This window comes from Burkholderia sp. USMB20, assembly GCF_000949135.2.
Lineage (GTDB): Bacteria > Pseudomonadota > Gammaproteobacteria > Burkholderiales > Burkholderiaceae > Burkholderia.
Window position 1 is genome coordinate 542,501 of record NZ_JTAN02000001.1, and the last position, 23,361, is coordinate 565,861.

The 23,361-nt window shown below is 64.9% G+C and carries 21 protein-coding genes (1 of these 21 running past the window's edge); 14 read left to right on the top strand and 7 right to left on the bottom strand.

Annotated features, from left to right (window positions below; all coding sequences use genetic code 11):
- Window positions 1–758, top strand: partial view of a ParB/RepB/Spo0J family partition protein gene (locus PL79_RS02545; protein ID WP_044848820.1) — the 3' portion only. Its footprint begins 274 nt before the window's first position; only the last 758 of its 1,032 coding nucleotides appear in the window; its start codon lies beyond the left edge, outside the window; it ends in the stop codon at window positions 756–758.
- 90 nt (window positions 759–848) lie between these two features.
- Here PL79_RS02545 and PL79_RS02550 read toward each other — a convergent pair whose 3' ends face one another.
- Entirely contained in the window at window positions 849–2,165 is a 1,317-nt protein-coding gene (locus PL79_RS02550) for a replication initiation protein (protein WP_044848821.1), read from the bottom strand.
- Between the two features lie 2,529 nt (window positions 2,166–4,694).
- Between PL79_RS02550 and PL79_RS02555 the strand changes: the two genes are divergently transcribed.
- Window positions 4,695–5,021, top strand: coding sequence for a hypothetical protein (locus PL79_RS02555; RefSeq protein ID WP_044848822.1), 327 nt, complete (start codon window positions 4,695–4,697; stop codon window positions 5,019–5,021).
- Window positions 5,022–5,346: 325 nt separating this feature from the next.
- Here the strand turns inward: PL79_RS02555 and gcvA are convergent, their stop codons facing one another.
- On the bottom strand, window positions 5,347–6,252 hold the full coding sequence (gene gcvA, locus PL79_RS02560; RefSeq protein ID WP_044848823.1) for a transcriptional regulator GcvA: 906 nt from the start codon (window positions 6,250–6,252) through the stop codon (window positions 5,347–5,349).
- Between the two features lie 140 nt (window positions 6,253–6,392).
- On the opposite strand from gcvA, the gene PL79_RS02565 reads away from it, so the two are divergent.
- From PL79_RS02565 to PL79_RS35980, 3 genes are all read left to right on the top strand, one after another.
- Window positions 6,393–7,682: an adenylosuccinate synthase gene (locus tag PL79_RS02565; RefSeq protein WP_044848824.1), complete on the top strand. Its 1,290-nt coding sequence runs from the start codon at window positions 6,393–6,395 to the stop codon at window positions 7,680–7,682.
- Between the two features lie 236 nt (window positions 7,683–7,918).
- Complete coding sequence (locus PL79_RS02570; protein WP_044848839.1) at window positions 7,919–8,860, top strand: LysR family transcriptional regulator; 942 nt, start codon at window positions 7,919–7,921, stop codon at window positions 8,858–8,860.
- Between the two features lie 96 nt (window positions 8,861–8,956).
- A complete protein-coding gene (locus PL79_RS35980; RefSeq protein WP_193759798.1) occupies window positions 8,957–9,097 on the top strand; it encodes a hypothetical protein in 141 nt (46 codons plus the stop codon).
- 99 nt (window positions 9,098–9,196) lie between these two features.
- Here the strand turns inward: PL79_RS35980 and PL79_RS02575 are convergent, their stop codons facing one another.
- The 3 genes from PL79_RS02575 to PL79_RS02585 all read right to left on the bottom strand — a co-directional run bounded on the left by PL79_RS02575 (window position 9,197) and on the right by PL79_RS02585 (window position 11,961).
- On the bottom strand, window positions 9,197–9,910 hold the full coding sequence (locus PL79_RS02575; RefSeq protein WP_044848825.1) for a dienelactone hydrolase family protein: 714 nt from the start codon (window positions 9,908–9,910) through the stop codon (window positions 9,197–9,199).
- 313 nt (window positions 9,911–10,223) lie between these two features.
- Complete coding sequence (locus PL79_RS02580) at window positions 10,224–10,535, bottom strand: DUF4148 domain-containing protein (protein WP_044848826.1); 312 nt, start codon at window positions 10,533–10,535, stop codon at window positions 10,224–10,226.
- Window positions 10,536–10,995: 460 nt separating this feature from the next.
- Window positions 10,996–11,961: a GlxA family transcriptional regulator gene (locus PL79_RS02585; protein WP_044848827.1), complete on the bottom strand. Its 966-nt coding sequence runs from the start codon at window positions 11,959–11,961 to the stop codon at window positions 10,996–10,998.
- 224 nt (window positions 11,962–12,185) lie between these two features.
- Between PL79_RS02585 and PL79_RS02590 the strand changes: the two genes are divergently transcribed.
- From PL79_RS02590 to PL79_RS02630, 9 genes are all read left to right on the top strand, one after another.
- Window positions 12,186–12,827, top strand: coding sequence for an HD domain-containing protein (locus PL79_RS02590; RefSeq protein WP_044848828.1), 642 nt, complete (start codon window positions 12,186–12,188; stop codon window positions 12,825–12,827).
- A gap of 345 nt (window positions 12,828–13,172) precedes the next feature.
- Window positions 13,173–13,628 (top strand): type II RES/Xre toxin-antitoxin system antitoxin, encoded by a 456-nt coding sequence (parS, locus tag PL79_RS02595; RefSeq protein WP_044848829.1) that lies wholly within the window; start codon window positions 13,173–13,175, stop codon window positions 13,626–13,628.
- Window positions 13,625–14,104 (top strand): RES family NAD+ phosphorylase, encoded by a 480-nt coding sequence (locus PL79_RS02600; RefSeq protein WP_044848830.1) that lies wholly within the window; start codon window positions 13,625–13,627, stop codon window positions 14,102–14,104. Before parS ends, PL79_RS02600 begins: the two co-directional genes overlap by 4 nt.
- 118 nt (window positions 14,105–14,222) lie before the next feature.
- Entirely contained in the window at window positions 14,223–14,645 is a 423-nt protein-coding gene (locus tag PL79_RS02605; RefSeq protein ID WP_044848831.1) for a hypothetical protein, read from the top strand.
- Between the two features lie 247 nt (window positions 14,646–14,892).
- On the top strand, window positions 14,893–15,432 hold the full coding sequence (locus tag PL79_RS02610; RefSeq protein ID WP_044848832.1) for a hypothetical protein: 540 nt from the start codon (window positions 14,893–14,895) through the stop codon (window positions 15,430–15,432).
- Window positions 15,433–16,049: 617 nt separating this feature from the next.
- Window positions 16,050–17,300, top strand: a complete 1,251-nt coding sequence (locus PL79_RS02615) for a metallophosphoesterase family protein (RefSeq protein ID WP_044848833.1) — start codon at window positions 16,050–16,052, stop codon at window positions 17,298–17,300.
- A gap of 3 nt (window positions 17,301–17,303) precedes the next feature.
- Window positions 17,304–20,774: an ATP-binding protein gene (locus PL79_RS02620; protein WP_044848834.1), complete on the top strand. Its 3,471-nt coding sequence runs from the start codon at window positions 17,304–17,306 to the stop codon at window positions 20,772–20,774.
- A gap of 121 nt (window positions 20,775–20,895) precedes the next feature.
- The gene (locus tag PL79_RS02625) at window positions 20,896–21,420 is read left to right on the top strand and encodes an HD domain-containing protein (protein ID WP_044848835.1); all 525 of its coding nucleotides are present in this window, start codon (window positions 20,896–20,898) and stop codon (window positions 21,418–21,420) included.
- Window positions 21,421–21,429: 9 nt separating this feature from the next.
- Window positions 21,430–22,134, top strand: coding sequence for a DUF429 domain-containing protein (locus tag PL79_RS02630; protein ID WP_044848836.1), 705 nt, complete (start codon window positions 21,430–21,432; stop codon window positions 22,132–22,134).
- 162 nt (window positions 22,135–22,296) lie between these two features.
- Here PL79_RS02630 and PL79_RS02635 read toward each other — a convergent pair whose 3' ends face one another.
- Together PL79_RS02635 and PL79_RS35985 are read right to left on the bottom strand one after the other, a co-directional pair.
- Complete coding sequence (locus PL79_RS02635; RefSeq protein ID WP_044848837.1) at window positions 22,297–22,767, bottom strand: hypothetical protein; 471 nt, start codon at window positions 22,765–22,767, stop codon at window positions 22,297–22,299.
- Between the two features lie 226 nt (window positions 22,768–22,993).
- The coding region (locus PL79_RS35985; protein ID WP_207671160.1) for a hypothetical protein at window positions 22,994–23,361 on the bottom strand (368 nt) is incomplete at its 5' end.

Below are 23,361 nucleotides of genomic sequence, written 5' to 3' on the forward strand. Positions count from 1 at the left end.
GCCTGCACGAGCTCGCACTGACATTGAAGCGGGAAGGGCAGATCGAGCCGATCAAGGTCACGCGGCTCCCGGAGTTTCCCGGCAAGCTCGTCGTGATCGACGGGCAACGCCGCCTGCGCGCGACGAGCATCAACGGCGACGAGACGATCAACGCGACGTTTCGCACGGACCACACGCCCGAGCAGCTCTATACGATCGCGTATCGCGCCAACCACGACCACGAGCGCCAGACGATCTTCGACGACGCGGTCGCGTGGAAGCGTCTTCTCGACGAAAAGGTCTTCCCCGACCAGAACACGCTCGCGGAAAAGATCGGCAAGGACAAGGCATCGATCAGCAAGACGCTGTCGCTGAACGCTCTGCCCAACACGCTGCTCGAACGGATGGCCAGCGCGAACGATGTGGTCGGCCTGCAGGCGGCGTACTTCCTGAAGCTGATTTTCGAGCGCCTGGGCGAACCGGCTGCCGACCGGCTGCTCACCGCGGTGATCGACCGGAAAAAGTCGGTGCGCGACCTCGAGAATTTCCTGCGCGCGCAGAGCGACGGCAACAAGAAGGCGGGGCGCACGCGCTACAGCGTCCGTCACGATTTCGCGCTCGAATCACGCGCGATCGGTCAGCTGAAGACCTATCCGGACGGGCGTCTGGATCTGCAACTGAAGGGAGTCGATGCGTCTCACCAGGAAGCACTCGCCGACCGGCTCAAGACCGTAATCGACGCGTACGTCGCCGAACTGGCAGACGCCGCGCAAAAGTAGCCGCGCCAAGACAAAGGCCCCGCGCCTGCACGGCACCGCGCAACCGGATGAAGTCCGGCGCGCGGCGCATGCCAGGCTGCGAGGCCTTGATCAGTTGGTCGCGAGACTGCTTTTCAGCAGGAATTCCAGCAGGTCGTCCGAAGTCGGTTCGCCCCAGGTGTCGATCGCCAGCCAACGGAAGAAACTGGTTTGCGCCAGCTTGCTCGCCTTCTTCTTCGGCGACAGCGTGAGATCCTTCGAACCGGCCACCGTCTCGTTGTAGCGCTCGATCAGCTTGGTCTGGTCGTCGATCTCCAGTTCGCGGAAATACGCACCGGCTTCGTCGACCTTCGCCGCCAGGTATTTGTCGCGAATCTGTTCCTGCTTGCTCTGCGCGGATTCCTTTGCCGGCGCGGCCGTTTCGGTCCCCTGACCGTCGGCCAGCGTATAGCCGTGTGTCAGCGCCTTGCGGAAATACGCGGCCACGTTGTCGACAGGGGCTGCATTCTTCTTCGTAGTCCGATTGAGCGTATAGGCGATTGCCGCCTTGATGCGCTGCACACCGTACTGCGTGATCAGCCGGCGCGCTTCCGAACGCGGGATGCCGAACTTGGCGACTTCGTCGACGAGTGCTTCGTTCTTGACGTCGCCTTCCTCGACCATATCCGCGCTCTGCTTGCGCGTCACTTTGAACTGGACGGCCTCCACGCTGCGACCTGACTTGTGTTCGATCAGCTCGAGCGTATGGTCGGAAACTTCGTTCACCTCCTGAATGCACGGCACCAGGACCTTGCTCTTGAAGAGCTTGTACTCCTTGTACGATTGCGACGCCTTGTCCTGACCGAGGATGAGATCGCGGAATTTTGGCAGCGGAATCTTCGCCGTGATGCCGATCCCCTCGTAGCGCACCGTGTTTTCCCACAGCGCAAGCGAGTGCGAGCGCCGAAACTCGCGCGCGATCCGCATATCGATGAGCGCGTAGATCTCCGGATTGAGCAGCTCGCTGCGAATCTGGTCGGAGAAGCTGTACTTCAGCACCGATTGCTCGAGTTCGGCGCCGGCGAGCAGGCCCGACGCCTTCCACACCGTCGAGCGGTCGGCCGCAAGGTAGTCCCAGTTGACGACGGTACTGATCAGCGAGTTGACCGTGTCCTTCACGTACTTCGTGTTGTTGCTGTTCAACCCGCTTTCGTGCGAGAGCGCGGCGATCGAGATCGAGAAGCTCGTCCGGCCGGGCTCGAACGCTTCCTGACGAAGGGCATTCTTGATCAACGAGCTGAACATCTTGCGCTGCTGCAGCCCGATCTTTCCGGACTTCGGAGCGATATGAATGGCCTGGACCGCCTTGCGCAGCAGATCGGGAGGCTCGGGCGTCTGAAATAGCGAAACCTGCTTGTCGGAGCCTTTGATTGCGGGCTTGCGCGGCATCGTGATGTCCGGAGAAGGTGACCGTGTTGATGGCGGACTTTATACCTTTTCCAGCCACCGAGCAACGTCTCTTTCTACGGTATCACTTTCACTATCGATGCTAAGTTCCTGTCAAAAAAGGAAAAAACTAGTTTTTCCTATTTGTTCGGAGCCCCATATCCATATACCTTTTGGTCAATAACAGCTCCCAAAACCTTCTACCTGTGTGGTTTGTCGCCAGGATCCGGCATGGGACTTGCCCTATCAAAGGTACCCATTCATGGGAAACAATCGACTCGAACTGGATTGGCGAACCCGATTCGTGGTGCCATGCAACACGATCTGCGTTCCTCCCATAACGCGCTACCTTCGACACGCCCCATGAATGGGTACCTGTCGAAATCCACCGGCGTGGCGTTTTGTGTTCAACGGTGTCCGACAGGCGAAAATGCTCCCCATGGATGACTACCTTCAGATTCCCCCACAGAAGGTAACCTTTCTACCGGCCTGATCCTGTTTATGGGACGCCACAACTATAGGGACGAGCCAAACGAGATCACGCGGTCAATACAGGCACCCATAAACGACTACCTGAAGTCCGCCCCATAACCGGCTACCCCACATAAAATGCTGTGCCCGGCGGCACCAACCGATCAGCTGGAACGCACCATAAATGGCTACCAATGGATTCCCCCATAGAGGGCTACCTGAAGTGTTTTTGGTCCGAATTCCCATAACAGGCTACGCGTGCCCCATATCCACAACCCCCATTTCCCACAACGCGGTACCCGATTCCCCAAATCCACAGACCTGAAACCCCATACTCTTCCGCCTGTGCTCCCATAAATGGGTACCGAACACCTGTCAAACCCTTGCCAGACAAGGCTGTGAGCCGTCTAAAAGTAGTTAAAGAAGTAAACGTTGTTTACCAAAGATGTAAACACACGTGTGCCTGTGCAGAAAAACAACCCCCATAAACCGCTACCAAAGGGACTCCAGCGGGCTCGACGGGCACAGCAATCCGGGTCTCCAGCCTGTGGATCCCCCGATATGTGACCTCATTCTGCGAGCCTCCCAGGCCTGACAAGGCTTCGCAAGAGGGTGAGTACCTACTAACAAGCGCTCAAACGTAGAAACTTATGGGATGGAATCCGCGTTTTCGGGACATAGGTTCCCATCTATGGGATCGGAAAATGCGCACAGCGGGAGGTTTCTCCGTCCGGGATTACCCGTAGAAAACGGCCATCGCACCCGCACAGGAATACTGCGGGTAGGCTTCAGGGCAGTGAGAAATGACCGGAATTCATCCGCAAGCGGTTATTTTTGCGTCTGTGCCCGCGCTTCCGTGGATAAGTCTTCGGCTATCGCGCGCCGGCTCGTCCGACACTTTTCAGTCAGTGACCGGTGCGCGGACGAAACCCCGAGCCCTTGCTCCGTTCATTTGGCCTCATAGTTTTCTACCTTTGGGCCTGTATCGGAATCGGTACGGGATCTCGACAGACCGGACAAGAATTGCATCCCTGTGCCGGTCGACACGACGATCAAACGCGCTTCGGTCACGGCGATCCCGGCATGGTTCCGAACGTGAGGCGAGTCAACCAGGCTCACGCTCGCTGGAAACATACTCGAATCCCGAAAATGCTCACCGTCGGAAGTTGTCGGATCTTGTAAAGGCTCACCGACTAGCTCCTCGCAGGTTGATGGACCGTCCGTGCGACGCGTCCGCACGAGATAAGGGCACCCGATGGAAAAGCTGTGGCGTATGCGCGCAGCGCCAGACGCGCCGGCGTGCTTGTCGCACAGGCGCAAAACGCTTCGTGATGCAGATACGATGACGCGCGCAGCGCAGGCGCTCATGCGACTGCATCGTACGATGCAGATGCGCGATCGTGAACGAATGCCGATCGAAGCGCTCACCTTGTGCGGCAGATGTCATCTTCCCAGAAGTGGCGACGAATCGCGCCGAACAGGTAACCATGCAAGCGGCCACCGGTTACCCGATCGTTCGCATCGTATCGGGCCGACGTGTAGTGGAACGGGGCGGACTCGGCATGGAACGATTCGTGGTCATTTATGGGAGGAGCCGTCGTTCGCGCGGCCGCAAATCGCAACATGGCGCACAGGTCCGCGATTCCGTCGCATGTTCCGCTCATGAGGCAACGATCGCGTTGCGGGAGCAGCAAATTCCACGGATGAAACAGTCGGCGTCGTACGCGGGCGCGGTGCGCCGAAGCGGATCTCGTCCTCATCGGCAACCTGCATCGTATCGACGGAACAATCCGCTTCGTCACATGTTTGCGGCGGTCGCACACGTCGCGTGATGTATTGCCGTGTCGCTGCGAAACGAGGATCCGGCGGGCACGCGGGAGACGTGACGATGCGACGTTTCCCATACATGTATCCCCAAGAATGTGCGCACGATAGCGCCACATTTTTTGCAACGCGGTTATGATGCAAAGGCCCTGATCGCGAGATGAAGACCGGCCAGGGGCAGGGGCGGTATCTCGATGTACTTTCACTCCGTGACCAATCAGAAAAGAGAGTTCAGCGATGCGAATCCAGATCAAAAAACTGACGCTGGCTGCTACGGCAGCGGCGTTCCTCTTCGGCTCGGCTGCTCCGGTGTTCGCGCAGACCGACGCCAGCGCACCGGCCGCATCCGCCGCTTCGGATGCGAAAGCTGCGAAGCGTGAAGCACGCAAGGCAGCACGGGCAAAACGCAAAGCCGAACACAAGGCAGCGCGCGCGAAGAACAACGCCGAACTCAAGAAGCTCGAAGACGCGGGTTACAAGCCGGCGGCCAACGATCCGAACTACCCGCAGAACCTGCAGAACGCTGAGAAGAAGGCGGGCGAAGCCGCGGGCGCCAGCCAATAAGCGTCCGTCGCGAGAAAAGCCCCGGCTCGAGCCGGGGTTTGTCGTTTGTGCTGCGGAAACGCGATGCGTGTCCGGGCACCCATGCGGGTATCACATCCGCATCAAATGATTCGATGTCCTTTGTTTTTAGATGAAATGGAAACCATCTCGATGCGTTGACTCTTCCTGCTCTGTCCGTCCTGTTCAGACTAGTAGTAATCCTGCTGAATGAAAAAAACGTTGGATAAAGGGCGAGGCGAAAGACGTTCAAGCATGAGCAATACGCGGCGTCGCAACGGCGCCCGAAACCCACACCGACCGAGCGATCGTCGCCGTCAGAACCTGGTCAGCGCCGCGCGTTCGCTGCCGCCGCATTCCCCGTCACTTTCAGCCAGTCCTTGAATGCCCGCACGGCTTCGTCCTCCGCGCGCGCAGCCGCCACATAAGTGAAGTAGCGCCACGGCGGCAGTGCCGGTTCGCTGAACGGCTGCACCAGCCGGCCTTCGGCGATGTCGTCCGCGACGAGCGCGATCGGCCCCATCGCGACGCCGAGACCGTCGAGCGCGCCTTGCAGCGTCAGATAGAAATGCTCGAGCGTGAGCGAATGCCGCGGCACCAGATTCGCGTGCCCCGCTGCCGCGAGCCACTCGGGCCACATGCCGGGATAGGTCGCCGCATGCAGCAGCGTGAAGCCCGCGAGATCGGCCGGCGTACGCAACGGCCTGCCCTCGAGCAGCTTCGGCGCGCATACGGGTAGCCTGACTTCGGACAGGAATTCCTCGGCGACATAGCCGTCGATTGCCTGCGGGCCGCCGCGGACGATCAGGTCGACCTTGTCGCGCAACTTCTCGATCGGCTCGTTCGATGTCGACAGCCGCACTTCGACGGCCGGATGGGCGACCTGGAACGACGACAGCTTCGGCACGAGCCAGCGCAGCGAAAACGTCGCGGGCGCGCTGACGCGCAGCACGCGCTGCTGCCCCTGGCCGAAATGCTGCGCGGTGGCCAGCGCAATCCGGTCGAACGATGCACCGACCTCGGCGAGGTACGCGCGACCGGCATCGGTCAGGTCGACCCGCCGGTTGTGCCGCTCGAACAGCGGCCGGCCAAGCCACGCCTCCAGTTGCTGGACATGCCGGCTGATCGCGCCATGCGTCACGCACAGCTCGTCGGCGGCGAGCGTGAAACTGCCGTGCCGGGCCGCGGCTTCGAACGCGCGCAGCGAATTCAACGGAGGGAGTCGTCGGGCCATTCATCGTTTAGCGTGAGTTTTACTCACGCGAATGCTCAGATTTAATCGTTTGATCGGGCGATCATGCTTCGCCAATATGGCACACAAACGGCCGATCCGGCCGGAATATGTGTCTGAATTTCTCACATGGAGTGTGGAGCATGCCGAACGTGGTGGTGGTGGGCGCCCAATGGGGTGACGAAGGCAAGGGGCGCGTCGTAGACTGGCTGGCGGCGCAGGCCGATCTTGTCGCACGCTACAACGGCGGCCACAACGCGGGCCATACGCTGGTCGTCGGCGACAAGACGTACAAGCTCGCGCTGTTGCCGAGCGGCATCGTGCGCGGCAAGCGCGGCGTGATCGGCAACGGCGTGGCGCTCGATCCGGAGGCGCTGCTGGCCGAGATCGGGCGGATGGCCGAGCTTGGGCTGTCGGTGACGCCGGACAATCTGTCGATTGCGGAGAACGCCACGCTGGTCCTGCCGATTCACCGTGCGATCGACCAGGCGCAGGAGCGTCTGCGTCGCGAACCCATCGGCACCACGCTGCGCGGGATCGGGCCGGCCTACGAGGACAAGGTGGGGCGCCGCGGGCTGCGGGTTGCCGATCTGGCGGAGCCGGACCGGCTTGCCGACAAGCTCGACGTGCTGGTCGATCACCACAATGCATGGTTCCGCGGCCTGGGGCTCGAGCCGTGCTCGCGCGACGCCATGGTTGCAATGCTGGTCGACATCGCACCGAAGATCTTGCCGTTCGTGCGTCCCGTGTGGGCCGACCTCAACGACGCGAACGAGCGCGGCGAGCGCATCCTGTTCGAGGGCTCGCAGGCCGTGATGCTCGACATCGACTGGGGCACGTATCCGTTCGTGACGTCGTCGGGCACCGTTGCATCGGCCGCGGCGGCCGGCACCGGCCTCGGCGCGTCGAAACTCGGTCACGTGCTGGGCGTGACCAAGGCGTACGCGACGCGCGTCGGCGGCGGCCCTTTCCTCACCGAACTGAACGACGCCACCGGCGAAACGCTGCGCGCACGCGGACAGGAATTCGGCGTCAACACGGGCCGGCCGCGCCGCTGCGGATGGCTCGATGCCGCGCAGTTGCGGCAGGCCGTGCGGATCTCGGGTATCGATTCGCTCGCGCTCACGAAGCTCGACGTGCTCGACGGCTTTGCGTCGATCGAGCTGTGTGTCGGCTATGAACTCGACGGCGCACGCGTCGACCATCTGCCCGCGAGCCTCGATGCGCAGGCGCGCGCAACGCCCGTCTATGAAACGTTCGCCGGATGGGACGGGACCGTGAAGGGCGTGCGCGAGCGTGCGGCGCTGCCGCGTGCCGCACAGGATTTCATCGCACGCGTCGAGGCGGTCGCGGGCGCGCCCGTATCGATGATCACGACGGGCGCCGAGCGCGACGACACGATCGTGCTGAGCAATCCTTTCGACCCGGCGTGAGCGCGACGCGGCACGCGCAATGCGTGCCCGGCAGGCCGCCGCCATGCGGCCTGCATCGCTCCGGTGCCGGTCGTCCTGCGGCATGGGTTGTCGCGTGAACGACGGCCTGCCGCGCGGCGCACGGCAAACTGGACACGCCTGCATCGCTGCGGTACTGTTCCGCACGATTCGCGCCAGACCGGCCCGTGCCGGGGCGGGCGCCGCTGCGAAGCGATTTCAATCCCGGGGACATGTCGATGGACACGTTACAGATGATGCGCATTTTCGTCCGGGTGGCGGAGGAGGGCAGCTTCACGAGCGCGGCCCAGCGCCTGGACATCACCACCGCCTACGCATCGCGTTCGGTCGCGCAACTCGAAACGCACCTGCGCACCCGTCTGCTCAACCGGAGCACGCGCCGCATCGCGTTGACCGACGCCGGACAGCGCTATCTCGACCGATGCCAGCGCATCCTCGGCTATATCGACGAAGCGGAAGCCGAGGCGGCCGATGCGCAGGCGAAGCCGTCGGGGCGCCTCCATGTGCACGCGACGACCAGTTTCGGCCAGGCCTACCTGGTGCCCGCAGTGGTGCGATACCGGCAGCGCTATCCGTCGGTGGCCGTCGAGCTCACGCTGTCGCAGCACGTGCCCGACATCATCGACGAAGGCTACGACGTGTCGCTGCAACTGAGCGCGACGGAGTTGCCCGACTCGGGGCTGGTGTCGCAGCGGCTCGGCGATGTGCACAGCGTGCTGTGCGCGTCGCCGGCGTACCTGAAGGAACGCGGGACGCCGCGCACCGTGCGCGATCTCGAAGCGCATGCGTGCCTGCAGATCGTCACGCCGATCTTTCCGCGCGACCGCTGGCATCTCGACGGCCCCGACGGTCGCGAGACGTTCGAACTGCCGCTGGCGGATTTCCAGGTCAACATCGCCGACGCGCTTGGCGCCGCGTTGCGCGCCGGCCTCGGGATCGGTTCGTTGCCGATGTCGACCGCGGTGCCCGCACTGGCGAGCGGTGCGCTGGTTCGCGTGTTGCCCGAGTACCGACTGCAGAAACTGACGGTCTACGCGCTGTACGCGTCGCGCCAGTACCTCGACGCGAAGATCCGTACCTTCGTCGATTTCCTGCGTGAATGCGTGCCTGAAATGCTGTCCGCCGACGAGGCTGCGCTGCGCGGTTCCTGCGAGTCCTGAGCGAAGGTGGACGACGTGTGCCGGATCGCATGATGCGGCACACGCATCGTCCTTGAATCCAGGTTCCGGCTGCGCAAGATCCTTTGCATACCTAAATTGATGGTGAAAAAGACACGGCACGACTTCACCGACCGGCTGCATCGCTCGATGCGCGCCGTTATGGAAACCCTGCTTTCGATATCGGAGATCGTCGGTTCGGTGCGAAGCGTCGAGCGCGCGCCACCGCCGCTCGCGTAACGCAATCCTTGCCGCATACGACGACGCCACGGATGCAAGTCCGTGGCGTTTTGCTTGACGTGCATCGCTGCACGGCAGTGGCGGATGCCTGCTGCGGTATTACTGCTGCTTGTCCCAGAGCGTGCGCCCGAAGAACGTGAGCGTGCGATCCCACGCGATCTGCGACCACACCGGATCGAACTGCGTGCCGCCGATGCGGCCGGGGCCGACGGCCGTTTCGTTCGCGAACGCGTGATGCGCGAGATAGCGGTGGAATTCGACGTCGACCTTTGCATCGGTCAGCTTCTTCTCCAGCGCATCGACCTGGTCGATCGCGAAGAACGCATCCTGCGTACTCCAGTGACCCATCAGCGGCACCTTGATCTTCGACGGGTCGAGGTAGTCGAGCGGAGGGAAGCCGTACCACGTGACGCCGGCGGCCGCCTCGGCGAACTGCAGCGACAGCAGCGTGAGCGCGCCACCCATGCAGAAGCCGGTGACCGCCACGCGCGACGCGTGCGTCTTCAGGTAGTGCACCGCGCCGGGAATGTCCTGCGACGCGGCGTCGCCGAAATCGAGGCCCGTCATCAGGTGGTGCGCTTCTTCCTCCTCGACCGTCGACTTGCCGCGATACAGGTCGGGCACGAGCGCGAAGTAGCCGCAGCGCGCGAGGCGATCGGCGACGCCGCGGATCTGGTCATTCAGGCCCCACCACTCCTGGATGACGACGACCGCGGGTGCGCCTTCGGTCTTTTCCGGCGTGGCGAGGTAGCCCTGCAGTTCCTGGCCGTCCGGACGGCGAAACGTGATCATGGAACCGGATGTTTGAGACATGAAACCGCTCCTTTTCGAAAAATGCGATGAGTGCGGCATCGGGTCGGCCAGCGAGTGCGGTATGCCCGGTGAGTCGAGGTCTCGCTCGCGTTCGCTTCGGCCGGCGCCGACCACGCGGCCATTCTATGCGCAAACGCCAGCGGTCTGCGTGAACGGCGCGATGCGGCGGCCGATTCGCGCGCGCGCGTCGATCGGGCGTCGTGCGGCGCGCATGACGCGTGCGCCCAAAAACACAACACCCCGCCCCGATGGACGGGAGCGGGGTGTTGCGTCGGCAACGGGCGTATCGCGGAATGCGTCGCGTGCGGCAGTCTTACTGACCGAAATAGACCGAGTCGCGAGCGTTCTGCTTGACCGCGATCGCGCGGCCGGCACGCACGCCGGCGGCGGCCTGTGCGCCGTAACCCGTCGCGTCGCCGTTCGTCACGCGCGCCTGCGCGGTCTGCAGCGCATTCGGGTAGTGGACATCGGAGACTTCCGGCTTGTACCCGGCCTGTTCGAGCTGCACGAGCTCTGCGCGGACCTGGGCACGCGTCAGTTGGTCCGACGGGTTCGACTGAGCGAATGCGCCAAACGATGCGGACAGGGCGCTGGCAGCGGTGACTGCGTAGATGAACGACTTCATGATGACCTCCGGTTTTCGTAGATTTCGCGCTTCGCTTGTTGCGTTGAGCGGTTGATTTGCATCGTAGCGATCGCGATACCGGTCGGAAATAGGCGTTCCAGCGAATGATTATTGCAACTGGGTAAACGATTCGCGGAAAAAACGGGTTTTGTCGGACGATTGTTGGCGTGCCTGACGGCGGTCACGGGTTGCGGTGGGGCATGATCGTCGCGGCGGCGGTGAGTCGAGCATGGCATGTCGACGCAAGTACGACGGGCCGGCGCGCTACAGGACAGGAGCGTATGGCGACCGAACGCCGACCTTGGCCCCGAGCTTGGCCGATAGAAAGCTCAATTGAATCGGATAACGAAGTATTGATGGTGGGCAAGGAAAGCCGCACGCCCCATCGCGTTGAAATCGAGACCAGCCTTCCTTCGCGCATCGACGGGAATGCCCGTGCCGTCTCGTCGCGCGTACCACATCACGCGTCGACGATCGCCTGCCGTTTCCGGTATTCGGCAGGCGTGATCCCGACATGCCGTGCGAACGACCGTCTGAGCGTATCGACATTCGCGAAGCCGCATTTCGCGGCGACCTGCTTCGGCGTGTCATGTCCGTTTTCGAGCAACTGGCGAGCCGCCGCGACGCGGGTCGCTTCGACCCACGAGGCCGGCGTCATGCCGACCTCTGCGCGAAAGAGCCGTGCGAAGTGGCGCGGGCTCATGCCCGCATGCTTCGCGAGTTCCGCCACCGAGTGCTCGAGTTCCGGATGACTGGCGATCCAGCGCTGGACTTCCTGCAGCACCGAACGCCCCGCCGGGCGCGCCGCGCCGCTGCGGCTGAACTGGAGCTGCCCGCCCGGGCGCTTGAAGAACATGACGAGTTGCGCGGCGACGCGCCGCGCGATTTCCCGGCCGAGATCCTCCTCGACCAGCGCAAGCGCGAGATCGAGGCCGGCCGTGACACCGGCACCGGTGCGCAGCTTGCCGTCGCGTACGTACAGCGCATCCGCTTCGACGGTGAGCGACGGATAGGCGGCGGCGAGCGCATCGGCCGCGGCCCAGTGCGTCGTCAGGCGTCGTCCTTTCAGCAGGCCGGTCGCCGCGAGGATGAATGCGCCGGTGCAGATCGAGCCATACCGTTTGCTTTGCACGGCGGCCGATCGAAGCCACGCGAGCACGTCGGTGCGCAGCGCGATCCGGCCGGCACCCGGTGCACCGGCAACGAGCAGCGTGTCGATGCGATCGGGAATGTCGGGAGCGATCCAGTCGGCCAGCAATTGCGCGCCCGATGACGCGCGGATCGGGCCGGACTCGCTCGCGATGATCCGCAGCGTATAGAACGGTTTGCCGCTTTCGGCGTTTGCCTGTGCGAATACGTCGAGCGGCGCGGAGACGTCGAGCAGTTGTACGCCCGGTACCGCGAAAATACCCACGACCTTCGGCATGTTCGGTTGCGTGATGTGTCGATGTGTCGAATGTGACGCGTAGCAGTATAGACGCGCGGTGCGATGCGACGGGCGGGGCATCGGCGCATTACGCGGGTGCGATTCGATGGTTCCGGCAGTGGTGGCCGTCGATCGAGCAAAATGGCACGATTTGGCGTAATACGCCGATTGATGCCAAACGACGGTCTCCGCAGAATGAATGCTGTCTTCCAAGGAGATCGATCATGACTGTGAACGTCGCCGGCATCACCCTTCCCGATAGCCAGCTCGCGCGCGAGATCACCGAACTCGTACGGGATACCGAGTCCGAGCTGCTGTTTCATCACTCCAGCCGCGTGTACTACTTCGGTGCGCTCGCGGGCCAGCGCCGCGGGCTGAGCTACGATCCCGAACTGCTCTATTGCGGCTGCATGTTCCATGACATGGGGCTCACGCATCGACACAGCAGCGCATGTGAGCGATTCGAAGTGGACGGCGCCAATGCCGCGCGCGATTTCCTGAAGAGCAGGGGCATTTCGCAGCAGGACATCGACCTCGTGTGGACCGCGATCGCACTGCACACCACCCCCGGCATTCCGCAGCACATGCATCCGGTCGTCGCGCTCGTCACCGCCGGTGTCGAGATGGATGTGCTGGGCCTCACGTATCCGGAGTACAGCGACGTCGAGCGAGAAGCCGTCGTCCGCGCGCATCCGAGGAGGCCGCGCTTCAAGGAAGACATCATCCAGGCGTTCTACGACGGTATCCGGCACAAGCCGGACACGACGTTCGGCAACGTGAAGGCCGATGTGCTGGCCGACAAGGATCCGCATTTCCATGCAGGCAATTTCTGCAGCGTGATCCGAGCGTCGGCGTGGGCCGGTTGATCGGTGTCGGTGGCGGGCGGGGCGGGGGGAAGGCAACCGGTGCGACGCATGTCGAATTCGGTGGCCGGACGTGGCGGGCGCCGTTTCGTCGATGGAATATTCATTAGAAAAGTTGTTACGTGACAACTTCATGACGTCAGTCAGCGACTTCATATACTTGAATTTCACGATCCCGCTCCAGACGCGCATCTCCGGCCGCGCGTGCCGGGGCGGCGAGCGGGAAGCCCCGTTTCGCCGACACCCGCAATTGCCCGCCGTCGACCGGTCGTCGACCGCCTGACGACCGAATCCGCCCGTCTTCGGCAAAACGCCTATAATGATTGGGCAAATTGCCGGAGAAGAGTCATGAGTACGATCGCGTTTCACCCTTCGGGCGTCGCGCACCCGCGCCAGGCCGAGTTCACGATCCTCGAGCAACTGCTCGCGATTCGCGTGCGCTCGGGCGCCGATCTCGCGGAGTTGGCGAGCGCGCGCGTCGACGTCGCGGTGATCGACCGGCTGTCGGAGCGCGGCCTGAAGTCGGACGAACTCGCCTTCATCATCCCGCGGCGCACGCTGAGCCATCGCCGCCAGGCGCACGAACGGCTGTCGCAGGAGGAGTCCGACAAGGCGATCCGGCTGGCGCGCATCGTCGCGCAGGCGACGGCCACGTTCGGCGACCAGGACAAGGCGATGGCGTGGCTGCGCAACGGGCTCCAGCGCTTCGGCGGACGCACGTCGCTCGACATGGCGAGTACCGAGCATGGCGCGCGGCTCGTCGAGGAAGCCCTCACGCAGATCGACGAGGGGTACTTCGCTTGACGACGCTGTGGCGCATCAGCAATTACGCGGACCTGAAAGGCATCGGCGGATTGCGGGCCGGCGGGCGCTGGCATTTTGCCGGGCAGCCCGTCGTCTATCTCGCCGAGCATCCGGCGCTCGCGCTGCTCGAGACGCTCGTTCACTTCGAAATCGCCACCGTTGCGCAATTGCCGAGCGGCTACCAGCTGCTTCGGGTCGAGGTGCCTGAATCGGTGGATGTTGCCGAGATCGCGGAGGGCGATGCGCCGGCCGACTGGCGAGAGGACGTCGACTGGACCCGCAGCGCCGGCACCGAGTGGCTGCACACGCAGCCGAGCGCCTTGTTGCGCGTACCGAGCGTCGTCGTGCCGCACGCGCACAACTTCCTGTTGAATCCGCTGCACCCTGCCGCATCCGGGATCCGCATTGCCGAAGTCATGCAGTCGCCGTACGACAGCCGGATTCTGCGGCTGATCCAGTCGAACAAGAGCGAATAGGGCTGATTGCGCGTCGTCGCGCGGCACCGCGCCGATCAGCGCCCACCTGCGGCTCCGGTCTGCCGGTCGCGGCGGGCAGGGTGCTGCACGTCACCAATGCGGAACATGAAGGCGGCACATGGCAGCAACGATCGATGAACAGAACGGCCACGCATCGTGGCAAGGGGGCGCCGTGACGAACGCGCATCTGCTCGAAATGGACGCCATCCTGTCGGGCCCGGGGTTTTTCGATTTTCTCGGCGACGTCGATTGCGATCGCGCGCTGGCCAGCCGCGAGGCGGAGCCGTTCGACGCCGGCTGGATGACGGCATTCGACGAAATCGACGGCGATCCGGGCGCCGTGCTGGACAAGCCGGCCGTGGATGCCCTGAGGGAAAAGGCGTTCAGGCTCGCGTTCCGGGCATCGGGGAATGCCGACATCGCGGCGTGCGTGTCGGATGACATCGAGCTGATCGCGCGAAGCCGGCTGTCGGGCCGCACCGACGGCTGGCCGTCACGCGTTCTTTGGGATACCTACACGAACGGCCGGTTTCCCTGCTAGCCGATGCGGCGTACCGGATGCGCCGAGGCATGCGATCGGACGATGCCAATCACGTGCCTGCCGCGATGATTGTCAAACAGTGTGAGTCAATCGTCAGCATTTGCAACGGAAGTAACAGTCCCCGCAATTCGATGGTTTCGGGCGTGGGTGCGGCTACATTGGCTCCACCTGCCGCACGTCGCGGTGAGGCATGCGACAAGCCGCACGAAGGCGGCCCGCAGCAACAACGTCTTTGGGGAGAATGACCATGAACAAGATTCGCACGATTCTGCTTGGCGCCGCGCTGACGGCAATCGCATCGGCCGCTTTCGCACAAACGGCCCAGACGGGCGCAGAAGGTTCCGCCGGCGTCGGTGCACAAGTCCAGACGCCGCTGCTCGGCGGCGGCGTGGGCGTGCAGGCGGGTGCAGGCGCGAATGCCGCGGGCTCGGGTTCGGGCGCAGGCAACCTGGTCGGCGGTGCGCTGAACGGCGTGGGCAAGACGGTCGGCGGCGTCGGCTCGGCAGCGGGCAACGCGGTTGGCGGTGCGACGCAGGCGGTCGGCTCGGCTGCAGGTTCGGCGAAGGATGCCGCGACATCGGCCGTGCACACGACGAAGTCGCACGTGAAGCACGTTGCATCCTCGGCAAAGAGCCACGCGCAAGGCGCGGTGTCGACGGCGGGTGATGTCGCAGGCGGCGCGAAGGCGAAGGCCGGCGAAGCGCTCGAGGGTGCGGCGAACTCGGTGCAGGGCGGCGCATCGGTCGGCGTGAAGGGTTCGGCGTCGGCCCAAGGCGGCGCGCTGTAAGCGATACGCTTTCAGCCAAGGCCCGGCCCGCTTCGATGCGGGCCGGGTCTTTTTTTTGGCGCGAGCCGCGCATCGCGGCCGCGTCAGTGTGCCGCGAACCGGAACAGGCGTGCCGCGCACCCTCTGCCCATTGCCTGCCCGCCATGCTTAAATAGCGGGGCTCCCGGTCGACGGTCGTTCTTGCGCGGCACCGGTCGATGCAGGCAAGCATGTCCGATCGGCAGCGTGACGACAGACGACTCCAAAGCGCCGCCGCGGCCCGCCCGGCGTGGTCCGATAACATTCCGAGGCATCACGACCATGACCATCCCGTTCCGTCTTCTCGCGCTTGCCTGCGTGCCGTGGCTCGCGGCTTGCGCGTCACCGCCCATGCCGCGCGGCGAGTGACGCGTGCGGGGTGAGCACGGTGGGCGCGAGGCCGGACGAATTCGCGGCGCCCGCTTTCAGGTACCATCCCGACCCGCTGGCGACGGGCGGCACGATCGGTGCGGACGAGCGCCGCCACCCGCGACGGCGCATCCGGCGGCGGTCCGGCCTGCGACCAGCGGCCGCGCGTCGTTCGACGGCGCACAATGCCGGTCGACATCGCCCTTTCGTCATGAACCAGAGGAATCTTCGTGAAGTTCATCCACGCCGCAGACATTCACCTTGACAGCCCGCTGCACGGCTTGAGCGCGTATCCGGATGCGCCGGCCGCGCAGTTGCGCAATGCGTCGCGCGAGGCGCTGCGGCAGCTCGTGGATCGTGCGATCGAAGAGGAAGTCGCGTTCCTCGTGATCGCCGGCGACCTGTACGACGGCGACTGGAAGGACCACAACACCGGCATTTTCTTCGGCCAGCAAATGGGCCGCCTGCGCAAGGCGGGCATTCGCGCATTCGTGCTCGGCGGCAATCACGATGCCGAAAGCGAGATGACGAAGAAGCTGACCTTGCCCGACAACGTCACCGTGTTCGGCCACCGCAAGCCGGAAACCTTCAAGCTGCCGGAATTCGACGTGGCGCTGCACGGGCAGAGCTTCAAGGACAAGGCCGTCGTCGACAATCTCGCGATCGGCTATCCGGATCCCGTGCCGGGCCATTACAACATCGGCGTGCTGCACACCGCGCTCGAAGGCTATGCGGCGCATGCGAACTATGCGCCGTGCTCGCTGGCGGAATTGCATGCGAAAGGCTACGACTACTGGGCGCTCGGCCACGTGCACGAATTCCAGCATTGGTCGGGGCCGTCGACCATCGTGTTTCCCGGCAACCTGCAGGGGCGCCATATCCGCGAGACGGGCCGCCGCGGCGCGGTACTCGTGACGGTGGAGCAGGGCCGCACGCACGTCGAGCGTCTGTACCTCGACGTGCTGCGCTGGGAGGCGTTGTCGGTCGACGCGTCCGATTGCCTGACGGTCGCCGACCTGTCGAGAAAGATCGGCCAGTCGCTGGAGACGCTGTTGAGCGTCGATGGCCACGTGCCGCGCGCGGTGCGCGTGACGGTCACGGGCCGCACGCCCGCGCACGGTCTCTTCTTCGGCCGTGCGCCGCAATTGCGTGCGGAGGTGCTGAACCAGATCGGCATCATCGGCAACGAACGGCTGTGGCTGGAGAAGGTCCGGCTCGCGACGTCCGCGCCCGTGCAGCCGCAAGGCGAGAGCGAGCAACTCGAGGCGCTGGAGGATCTGAAGCAGATCCTGGCCGATGCCGCACACGATCCGGATTTTCTCGCGCTGCTCGAACGCGACCTGAAGCCGTTCGTCGGCAAGGTGCGCAGCGACGTGAAGGAAGAGGTGCCGCTGCTGACGATGGCGCGCGCCGGCGAACTCACGGCGCTGGTCGAGCAGGTCGGTCCCGCGTTGCTCGCGCGGCTGGCGAGGGGGGAATAAGCGATGCGAATCAGCCAGCTCGACCTGATCAAGTACGGCAAGTTCACCGACGAGACGCTGCGCTTTCCGTCGGCCGGCCAGGATTTCCACGTGATCGTGGGGCCGAACGAGGCCGGCAAGTCGACGATCCGGACGGCCGTGTCGGAACTGCTGTTCGGGATGAAACTGCAGACCCCGCTCGACTTCCTGCATGCGACGCCCGAACTGCGGATCGGCGGCGTGCTGGAGGGCGGCGCCGGCGCGCTCGCCTTTCATCGCGCCCGCGGGCGCAGTCCGCTGCGCACGCCCGCCGACGACAAGCTGCCGGACGACTATCTCGACGCCATCCTCGACGGCGCGACGCGCGAGTTCTTCGAACAGATGTTCGGGCTCGACCACGGGCGGCTCGTCGACGGCGGCCGGAGCATTCTCGACGCGTCCGACAAGCTCGGCCAGGTGCTGTTCGAATCGGCGGCGGGTGTCGGCACGCTCGGCCCCGTGCGCGAGGAACTCGACGCGCGCGCGGCCGAGCTGTGGGCGCCGCGGCGCAGCGGCAGCGCATTCGCGCAGGCCGAGACTTCGTTCAACGAAGCAGTTGGCGAACTGAAGGCAGTCCAGGTGCGCACGCGCGACTGGGTCGATCGCAAGGAGGCGCGCGACGCGGTCGAGCAGGAGATCGAGCAGGCGCGCGCGGAGCAGCGTCGCCTTGAAGCATTGCGCTCGAAGCTCGAGCGCGTGCGGCGGCTGGCGCCGTACCTGAAGGAACTGACGATCAAGGAAGCGGCGCTGGCCGAACTGGGGGCCGTCGTCGAGCTGCCGCCGACCGCGTATGCCGACTTGCTGAAAGCGCAAGGCGATCTCGCGGCCGAACAGAAGGTGCTCGAGGAACGGCGCGCGGACCTGCTCGCGAAACGGCAGGCACGTGATGCGATCGATCCGGATGTCGATGCGCTGGCGCTCGAAGCCGATATCGAAGCGCTCGACCGGCTGCGCGGCGCATGCATGAATCATGCACAGGATCTGCTGTTGCTCGGCGCGGACGTCGAGCGGCATCTGTCCGCCGCGGGTTCGGCTGCCGCACAGCTCGGCTGGCCAACCGACGAGACGTCGCTGCGCGCGGCCCTGCCGACCGCGCTGTCGCTGAAGACGGTCGCGAACCTGCTGCGCGACCACGGCGCGCTGCATCAGGCGCTGGCCGGCGCGCGCGAGTCGCTCGACGAGCGCACGCAGGAACTCGCGCAGGCACGGGAACAACTGGCGCGCCTGTCGACCGTCGATGTGCCTGAAGCGCTTCGTGCGGCGCTCGCCGATGCGCAGGGCTTTCGCAATAGCGTGCAGCGTGAACAGGCACTCGAACGCGACATCGCGGCCGCCGAGCAGACGCTGTCCGACGCGCTCGATGCGCTCAGCCAGTGGCGCAAGCCGGTCGACGCGCTGCGTGCGCTCGACGTGCCGTCGGCGGCTCGGCTCGGTGTGCTGCTGACCGAAGCGAGCGAACGCGCGAGCGCGGCCGCCGCCGCACGCGATGCACGGGACGGCGCGCAGGAAGAACACGAGCGGCTCGAACTGCAGGAGAAGCATTTCGCTCAGACCCACAAGGTCGTCACGACCGCCGAGGTGCTGGCGGCGCGCGCTCGCCGCGATGGCGCCTGGGGCGACGTTCGCAGCGGCGCGGTGGATCTCGCAACCGGCGCGCCGGCTGTCGACGATGCGATTCGCCTTGCCGACGAACTCGTCGATGCGCAGCTCGGCGCCACGCAAGCGGCGGCGACACTGCAATCGCTGCGTCAGCAGGTCGAATCCGCGCACGTCGTGTTGACGCGCCGGCAGGCGACCGTGGACGAGCGCGAACGCGAGCTGGCGGCACATCGCGACGCGTGGGCCGAACTGGCGACGACGGCCGGCGTGCCCGGCATGCCGCTGGCGGCGATGGGCGACTGGCTCGCGAAGCGCGACACGGTGTTTGCCGCGCAGCTCGAGCTCGACCGCCTGCGCCGCGAATTCGCGACGATCCGCGATGCACGCGCCGGTGCGGAAGCCGCGTTGCGTTCGGCGCTGCGCATGGTATCGCGCGACGGCGACGCCGACGGCCTGACGGCACTGATCGCGATCGCCGGGACGTTCGTGCAGTCGGCGGAGAAGACGCTCGCACAGAAGGACAGCCTGGAGGACCGCGCGCGCGAAGCCGAACGCGGATGCGCGACGGCTCGTTCGCGCGCCGGCCAGGCCCAGACCGCCTACGATGCGTGGCACGTGCAATGGCGCGACGCGCTTGCCGACGCGAAGCTGTCCGCCCATGCGGTGACGCTGGCTGCCGCGGAAGGTGCGCTCGCACTCGCGAATACGGTGACCGCCGAACTGGCCGACGCCGATGTGCCGCGCAACCGGATGACCGCGATCCGCGCGGAGCTGGCCGCGCTCGAGGCCGGCGCACGGCGACTGGCCGAAGCGCTCGAGCCCGCGTGGCTGGCGAGCGGCGACTGGCTGGACGTTGCGCGCCGGTTGACGATGCGCGTTGCGGCCGCACGGGAAACCGCGCGTGCGATCGGTCGTGCCGACGACGCGGTGCGGCAGGCTGACGGCAAGGTCGCCGATGCCGCCGCCGCGGTGGCAGGCGCGGATGCGCGCATTCAGCCGTTGCTGCAACTGGCCGGCGTCGCGTCGATCGACGCGGCGCTGCCACTGGCCGAGCAATCGGACCGGCAGCGTCAGCTTCGACAGGCCGTCGATGCCGCGAAGGAGGCGCTGGTGCGCGACGGCGACGGCTTGTCCCAGCCGGCCGTCGAGGCCGAGGTCGCTGAACAGGACATCGCCGACGTGCCCGCGCATCTCGAAGCGGTGAAGCAGTCGCTGGGCGACGTCGGCACGCGCCTGAACGCGCTCGCGCAGCAGCAGGTCGTGGCCCGGCAGGCATTCGGCGCGATCGACGGCCAGGCGAATGCGGCCGTGGCCGAAGCAAAGCGGCAGGAAGCGCTCGCGGCGATGGGCGATGCAGCGGAACAGTATCTGGAAGCGGCGACCGCGAGTCGCTTGCTGAAGTGGGCGACCGATCGTTATCGCGACCAGAAGCAGGGGCCGATGCTGCGCCGGGCGGGCGAGATTTTCGCGGGACTTACGCTGGGCGAATTCGCGCGGCTGACCGTCGACACCGAACGGACGCCGCCCGCGCTGTATGCGCGGCGCACGAAGGGCGCGTCGGTCGAGGTCGCCGGCCTGAGCGAAGGGACGCGCGACCAGTTGTTCCTCGCGCTGCGGATCGCGGCGCTCGAACTGCAACTCGCCAGCAGGACCGGGCTGCCGTTCGTTGCCGACGACCTGTTCATCAACTTCGACGATGCACGTGCGAAGGCGGGGCTCGAGGCGCTGCGCGATCTGTCGACGCGAACCCAGGTGCTGTTCCTGACGCACCACGATCACCTGCTGCCGCTCGTGCGGGACGTGTTCGGCGCGCAGGTCAACGTGGTCGCGCTGCAGCGCGAGGCAGCCGGCGCATGACACCGGGCGGCCCGATGTCCCGATACGTGGGAATGGTCATCGCGTACAGGTAGTATGTGCGGTTCCGAAATGCACGCGACCGGTTCTGCCGGTCACGGGTCCGGCCACACGAGGGATCGACATGAACAAGCTGGTAGCTGCCATTGCGTTCGCGGCGGACAAGCATCGCAATCAGCGGCGCAAGGACGACGAGGCGTCGCCATACATCAACCATCCGATTGCGCTGGCCGCTGTGCTGGCCAACGAAGCCGGCATCGAGGACGAGCGCGTGATCGTCGCGGCGGTGTTGCACGACACGATCGAGGACACGGAGACCACCGAGCAGGAACTGCTGCGGCTGTTCGGCAAGGACGTCGCGGACATCGTGATGGAAGTCACCGACGACAAGTCGTTGCCGAAGGACGAGCGCAAGCGCCTGCAGGTCGAGCATGCGGCGACGATCAGCCGCCGCGCGAAGCTCGTGAAGCTCGCGGACAAGATCTGCAACCTGCGCGACATCGCCCGGCATCCGCCCGCGGACTGGCCGCTCGAGCGCAAGCAGGCGTACTTCGACTGGGCGAAGTCGGTCGTCGACCGGATGCGCGGCGTACATCCGGGCCTCGAAGGGATCTTCGATGCCGCGTACGACGCGCGGCCGGCCGACTGACGCGCGGCCATGCGGGCGGCCCGATCCCGATCCGCCGAGCGGTCACTGCCTGCGGTGGCGGGCGTCGACGTGGGCGGCGACAGGAAGCAGTGCGACCTCGTGATCCTGCGCGGCTCGACGATCGTCCGGCGCGAGGCGCGGATCGCGCCCGAAGCGCTGCCTTCGCTGTGTATCGAGCATGACGTGGTGGCGGTCGGCGTCGACGCGCCGAGCCTGTGGTGGACCGGAAGCGGACGCCGGGCGGCCGAGCAGGCGCTCGCGCGTGAACGGATCTCATGTTTCCCGACGCCGTCGCGCGAGCAGGCCGTGGCCAGCACGTCGGGCTTTTTCGACTGGATGTTCACGGGGGAGCGCGTCTACCGTGCGCTGGCCGGCGCCTATCCGCTGCTGACCGACGCACGGTATGCCGGCGGGCGCGTGAGCTTCGAGACTTATCCGTACGCGATTACCTGCGCGATGCTCGGCAAGGCGATTGCGTCGGCGAAGCAGAAGCGCAACCAGCGGCGGCAATTGCTCGCGCAACTCGGAATCGACGTGTCGACGCTGCGATCGGTCGACGCGCGGGACGCCACGCTGTGCGCATTGACCGCGCAGTACGTGATCGACGGCAGCGCACACGCGTATGGCGATGCGGAGGGCGGGTATATCCGTGTACCGGTGGTCGGCGAGACGATCGTTCTCGATACGGTCCAGTCAGGGGCCGCGGCTCGCTGATACCCGTGAACCCTTGGCAGCAAGGGTGAGCTTTTTCGGGACGCGCATCGGATTGTCGACGTCACGGTGTCGAGCAGGGACAGCCGGTCGGCATGTGCGGAGCAGGTGGCGTGCGCATCGACATAGGCAGTCGACGCACCGTATGCCTCACGGCCGTGATGCTCAGTCTTCGAGAATGGACTTCGGCACGCTGGAGAGATCGCAGGCATCGGCCTGCTCGAAGTAGCCTTGCGCATCGTCGATCATCACGACCGCGACGTCGATCAGTTCGTCGAGCCGCTGCAGCAGCGATTCGCGCCACTCGAAGTCCTCGTCGCGCTCGGGCGTCTTGTCGAGCTGCTCGATGATCGAGTCGGCGGTCTGCAGGAACGGGATCGCCTGTTGATAGTTTTCGATCGAGACCATCGCTGCGTTGCGCGCGCCGACGAGCCGTTCACGATGCTCGTCCGCCAGTTCGGACTCGCCGCTGATGCGCGGCAGGACATCCGAGATACGTTGCAGGAGCGGCGGGACCTGTTCTTCGAGCATGATGGCGCGCTCGCGCAGCGCGGCGTATTCATCGCGGAGATCGGCGTCGCCGGATTGTGTGGTGCTGTCCATCGTCGGTGTGAGTGCGTTGTTCGATCGCGGCATGATACTCGACGGCGTGCGCCCCTTCGTTTGTTCCGCAGCCGGATGACGAGAGCGCGACGCCAATACGGAGCGCGGAGGAACAGGGGATGTCGTCGACCGCCTATATATAGGACGAAAGAAGGGGGCGCCCCGGAGCGTGGCATCCCAAGTCCGTGCGCGGCAGCGCACGGGGCTTTTCAAAATATTTTCACAAAGGGGTTGCGCAGACGAGGGCAGGTGCTTAGAATCACGCCTCTTTCGCGCTAACGGAAACGCAGCGCGGGGGGAGAAGGGAAGCGGTGCTGTCGGGCGGGTCGTAGCGGCCTCGGCGGTGCAGGAAGTTGAACCCCAGCCGTCGCAACGAAGCAGTTAAAAAGTTGTTGACGAGCTGAAAAAGGCGGTTCATAATCTCGCTTCTCTGCTGCTGAAAACGCAGCGCTGCTGAGAAAACCTCCGGGTCCTCGCAGAAATGCTCTTTAAAAATTAACAGCCGATAAGTGTGGGCGCTTGATGGAGGCGAGCTGATCTTCGGATCAGATAGCGAAAGTATCAAGAGTCTCACACTAAAGTAAGTCAGGTTTATGAAGTGATTCATATTCCTGTCAGCTTTGAGTG

Coding starts and splice junctions, on each gene's coding strand:
- PL79_RS02580 (WP_044848826.1), bottom strand. CDS start 10,535: ATGAAGTCGTTCATCTACGCAGTCACCGCTGCCAGCGCCCTGTCCGCA.
- PL79_RS02630 (WP_044848836.1), top strand. CDS start 21,430: ATGCGGGCGGCCCGATCCCGATCCGCCGAGCGGTCACTGCCTGCGGTG.
- PL79_RS02555 (WP_044848822.1), top strand. CDS start 4,695: ATGCGAATCCAGATCAAAAAACTGACGCTGGCTGCTACGGCAGCGGCG.
- PL79_RS02575 (WP_044848825.1), bottom strand. CDS start 9,910: ATGTCTCAAACATCCGGTTCCATGATCACGTTTCGCCGTCCGGACGGC.
- PL79_RS02635 (WP_044848837.1), bottom strand. CDS start 22,767: ATGCCGCGATCGAACAACGCACTCACACCGACGATGGACAGCACCACA.
- PL79_RS02550 (WP_044848821.1), bottom strand. CDS start 2,165: ATGCCGCGCAAGCCCGCAATCAAAGGCTCCGACAAGCAGGTTTCGCTA.
- PL79_RS02585 (WP_044848827.1), bottom strand. CDS start 11,961: ATGCCGAAGGTCGTGGGTATTTTCGCGGTACCGGGCGTACAACTGCTC.
- PL79_RS02565 (WP_044848824.1), top strand. CDS start 6,393: ATGCCGAACGTGGTGGTGGTGGGCGCCCAATGGGGTGACGAAGGCAAG.
- gcvA (WP_044848823.1), bottom strand. CDS start 6,252: ATGGCCCGACGACTCCCTCCGTTGAATTCGCTGCGCGCGTTCGAAGCC.
- parS (WP_044848829.1), top strand. CDS start 13,173: ATGAGTACGATCGCGTTTCACCCTTCGGGCGTCGCGCACCCGCGCCAG.
- PL79_RS02625 (WP_044848835.1), top strand. CDS start 20,896: ATGAACAAGCTGGTAGCTGCCATTGCGTTCGCGGCGGACAAGCATCGC.
- PL79_RS02605 (WP_044848831.1), top strand. CDS start 14,223: ATGGCAGCAACGATCGATGAACAGAACGGCCACGCATCGTGGCAAGGG.
- PL79_RS02590 (WP_044848828.1), top strand. CDS start 12,186: ATGACTGTGAACGTCGCCGGCATCACCCTTCCCGATAGCCAGCTCGCG.
- PL79_RS02570 (WP_044848839.1), top strand. CDS start 7,919: ATGGACACGTTACAGATGATGCGCATTTTCGTCCGGGTGGCGGAGGAG.
- PL79_RS02620 (WP_044848834.1), top strand. CDS start 17,304: ATGCGAATCAGCCAGCTCGACCTGATCAAGTACGGCAAGTTCACCGAC.
- PL79_RS02610 (WP_044848832.1), top strand. CDS start 14,893: ATGAACAAGATTCGCACGATTCTGCTTGGCGCCGCGCTGACGGCAATC.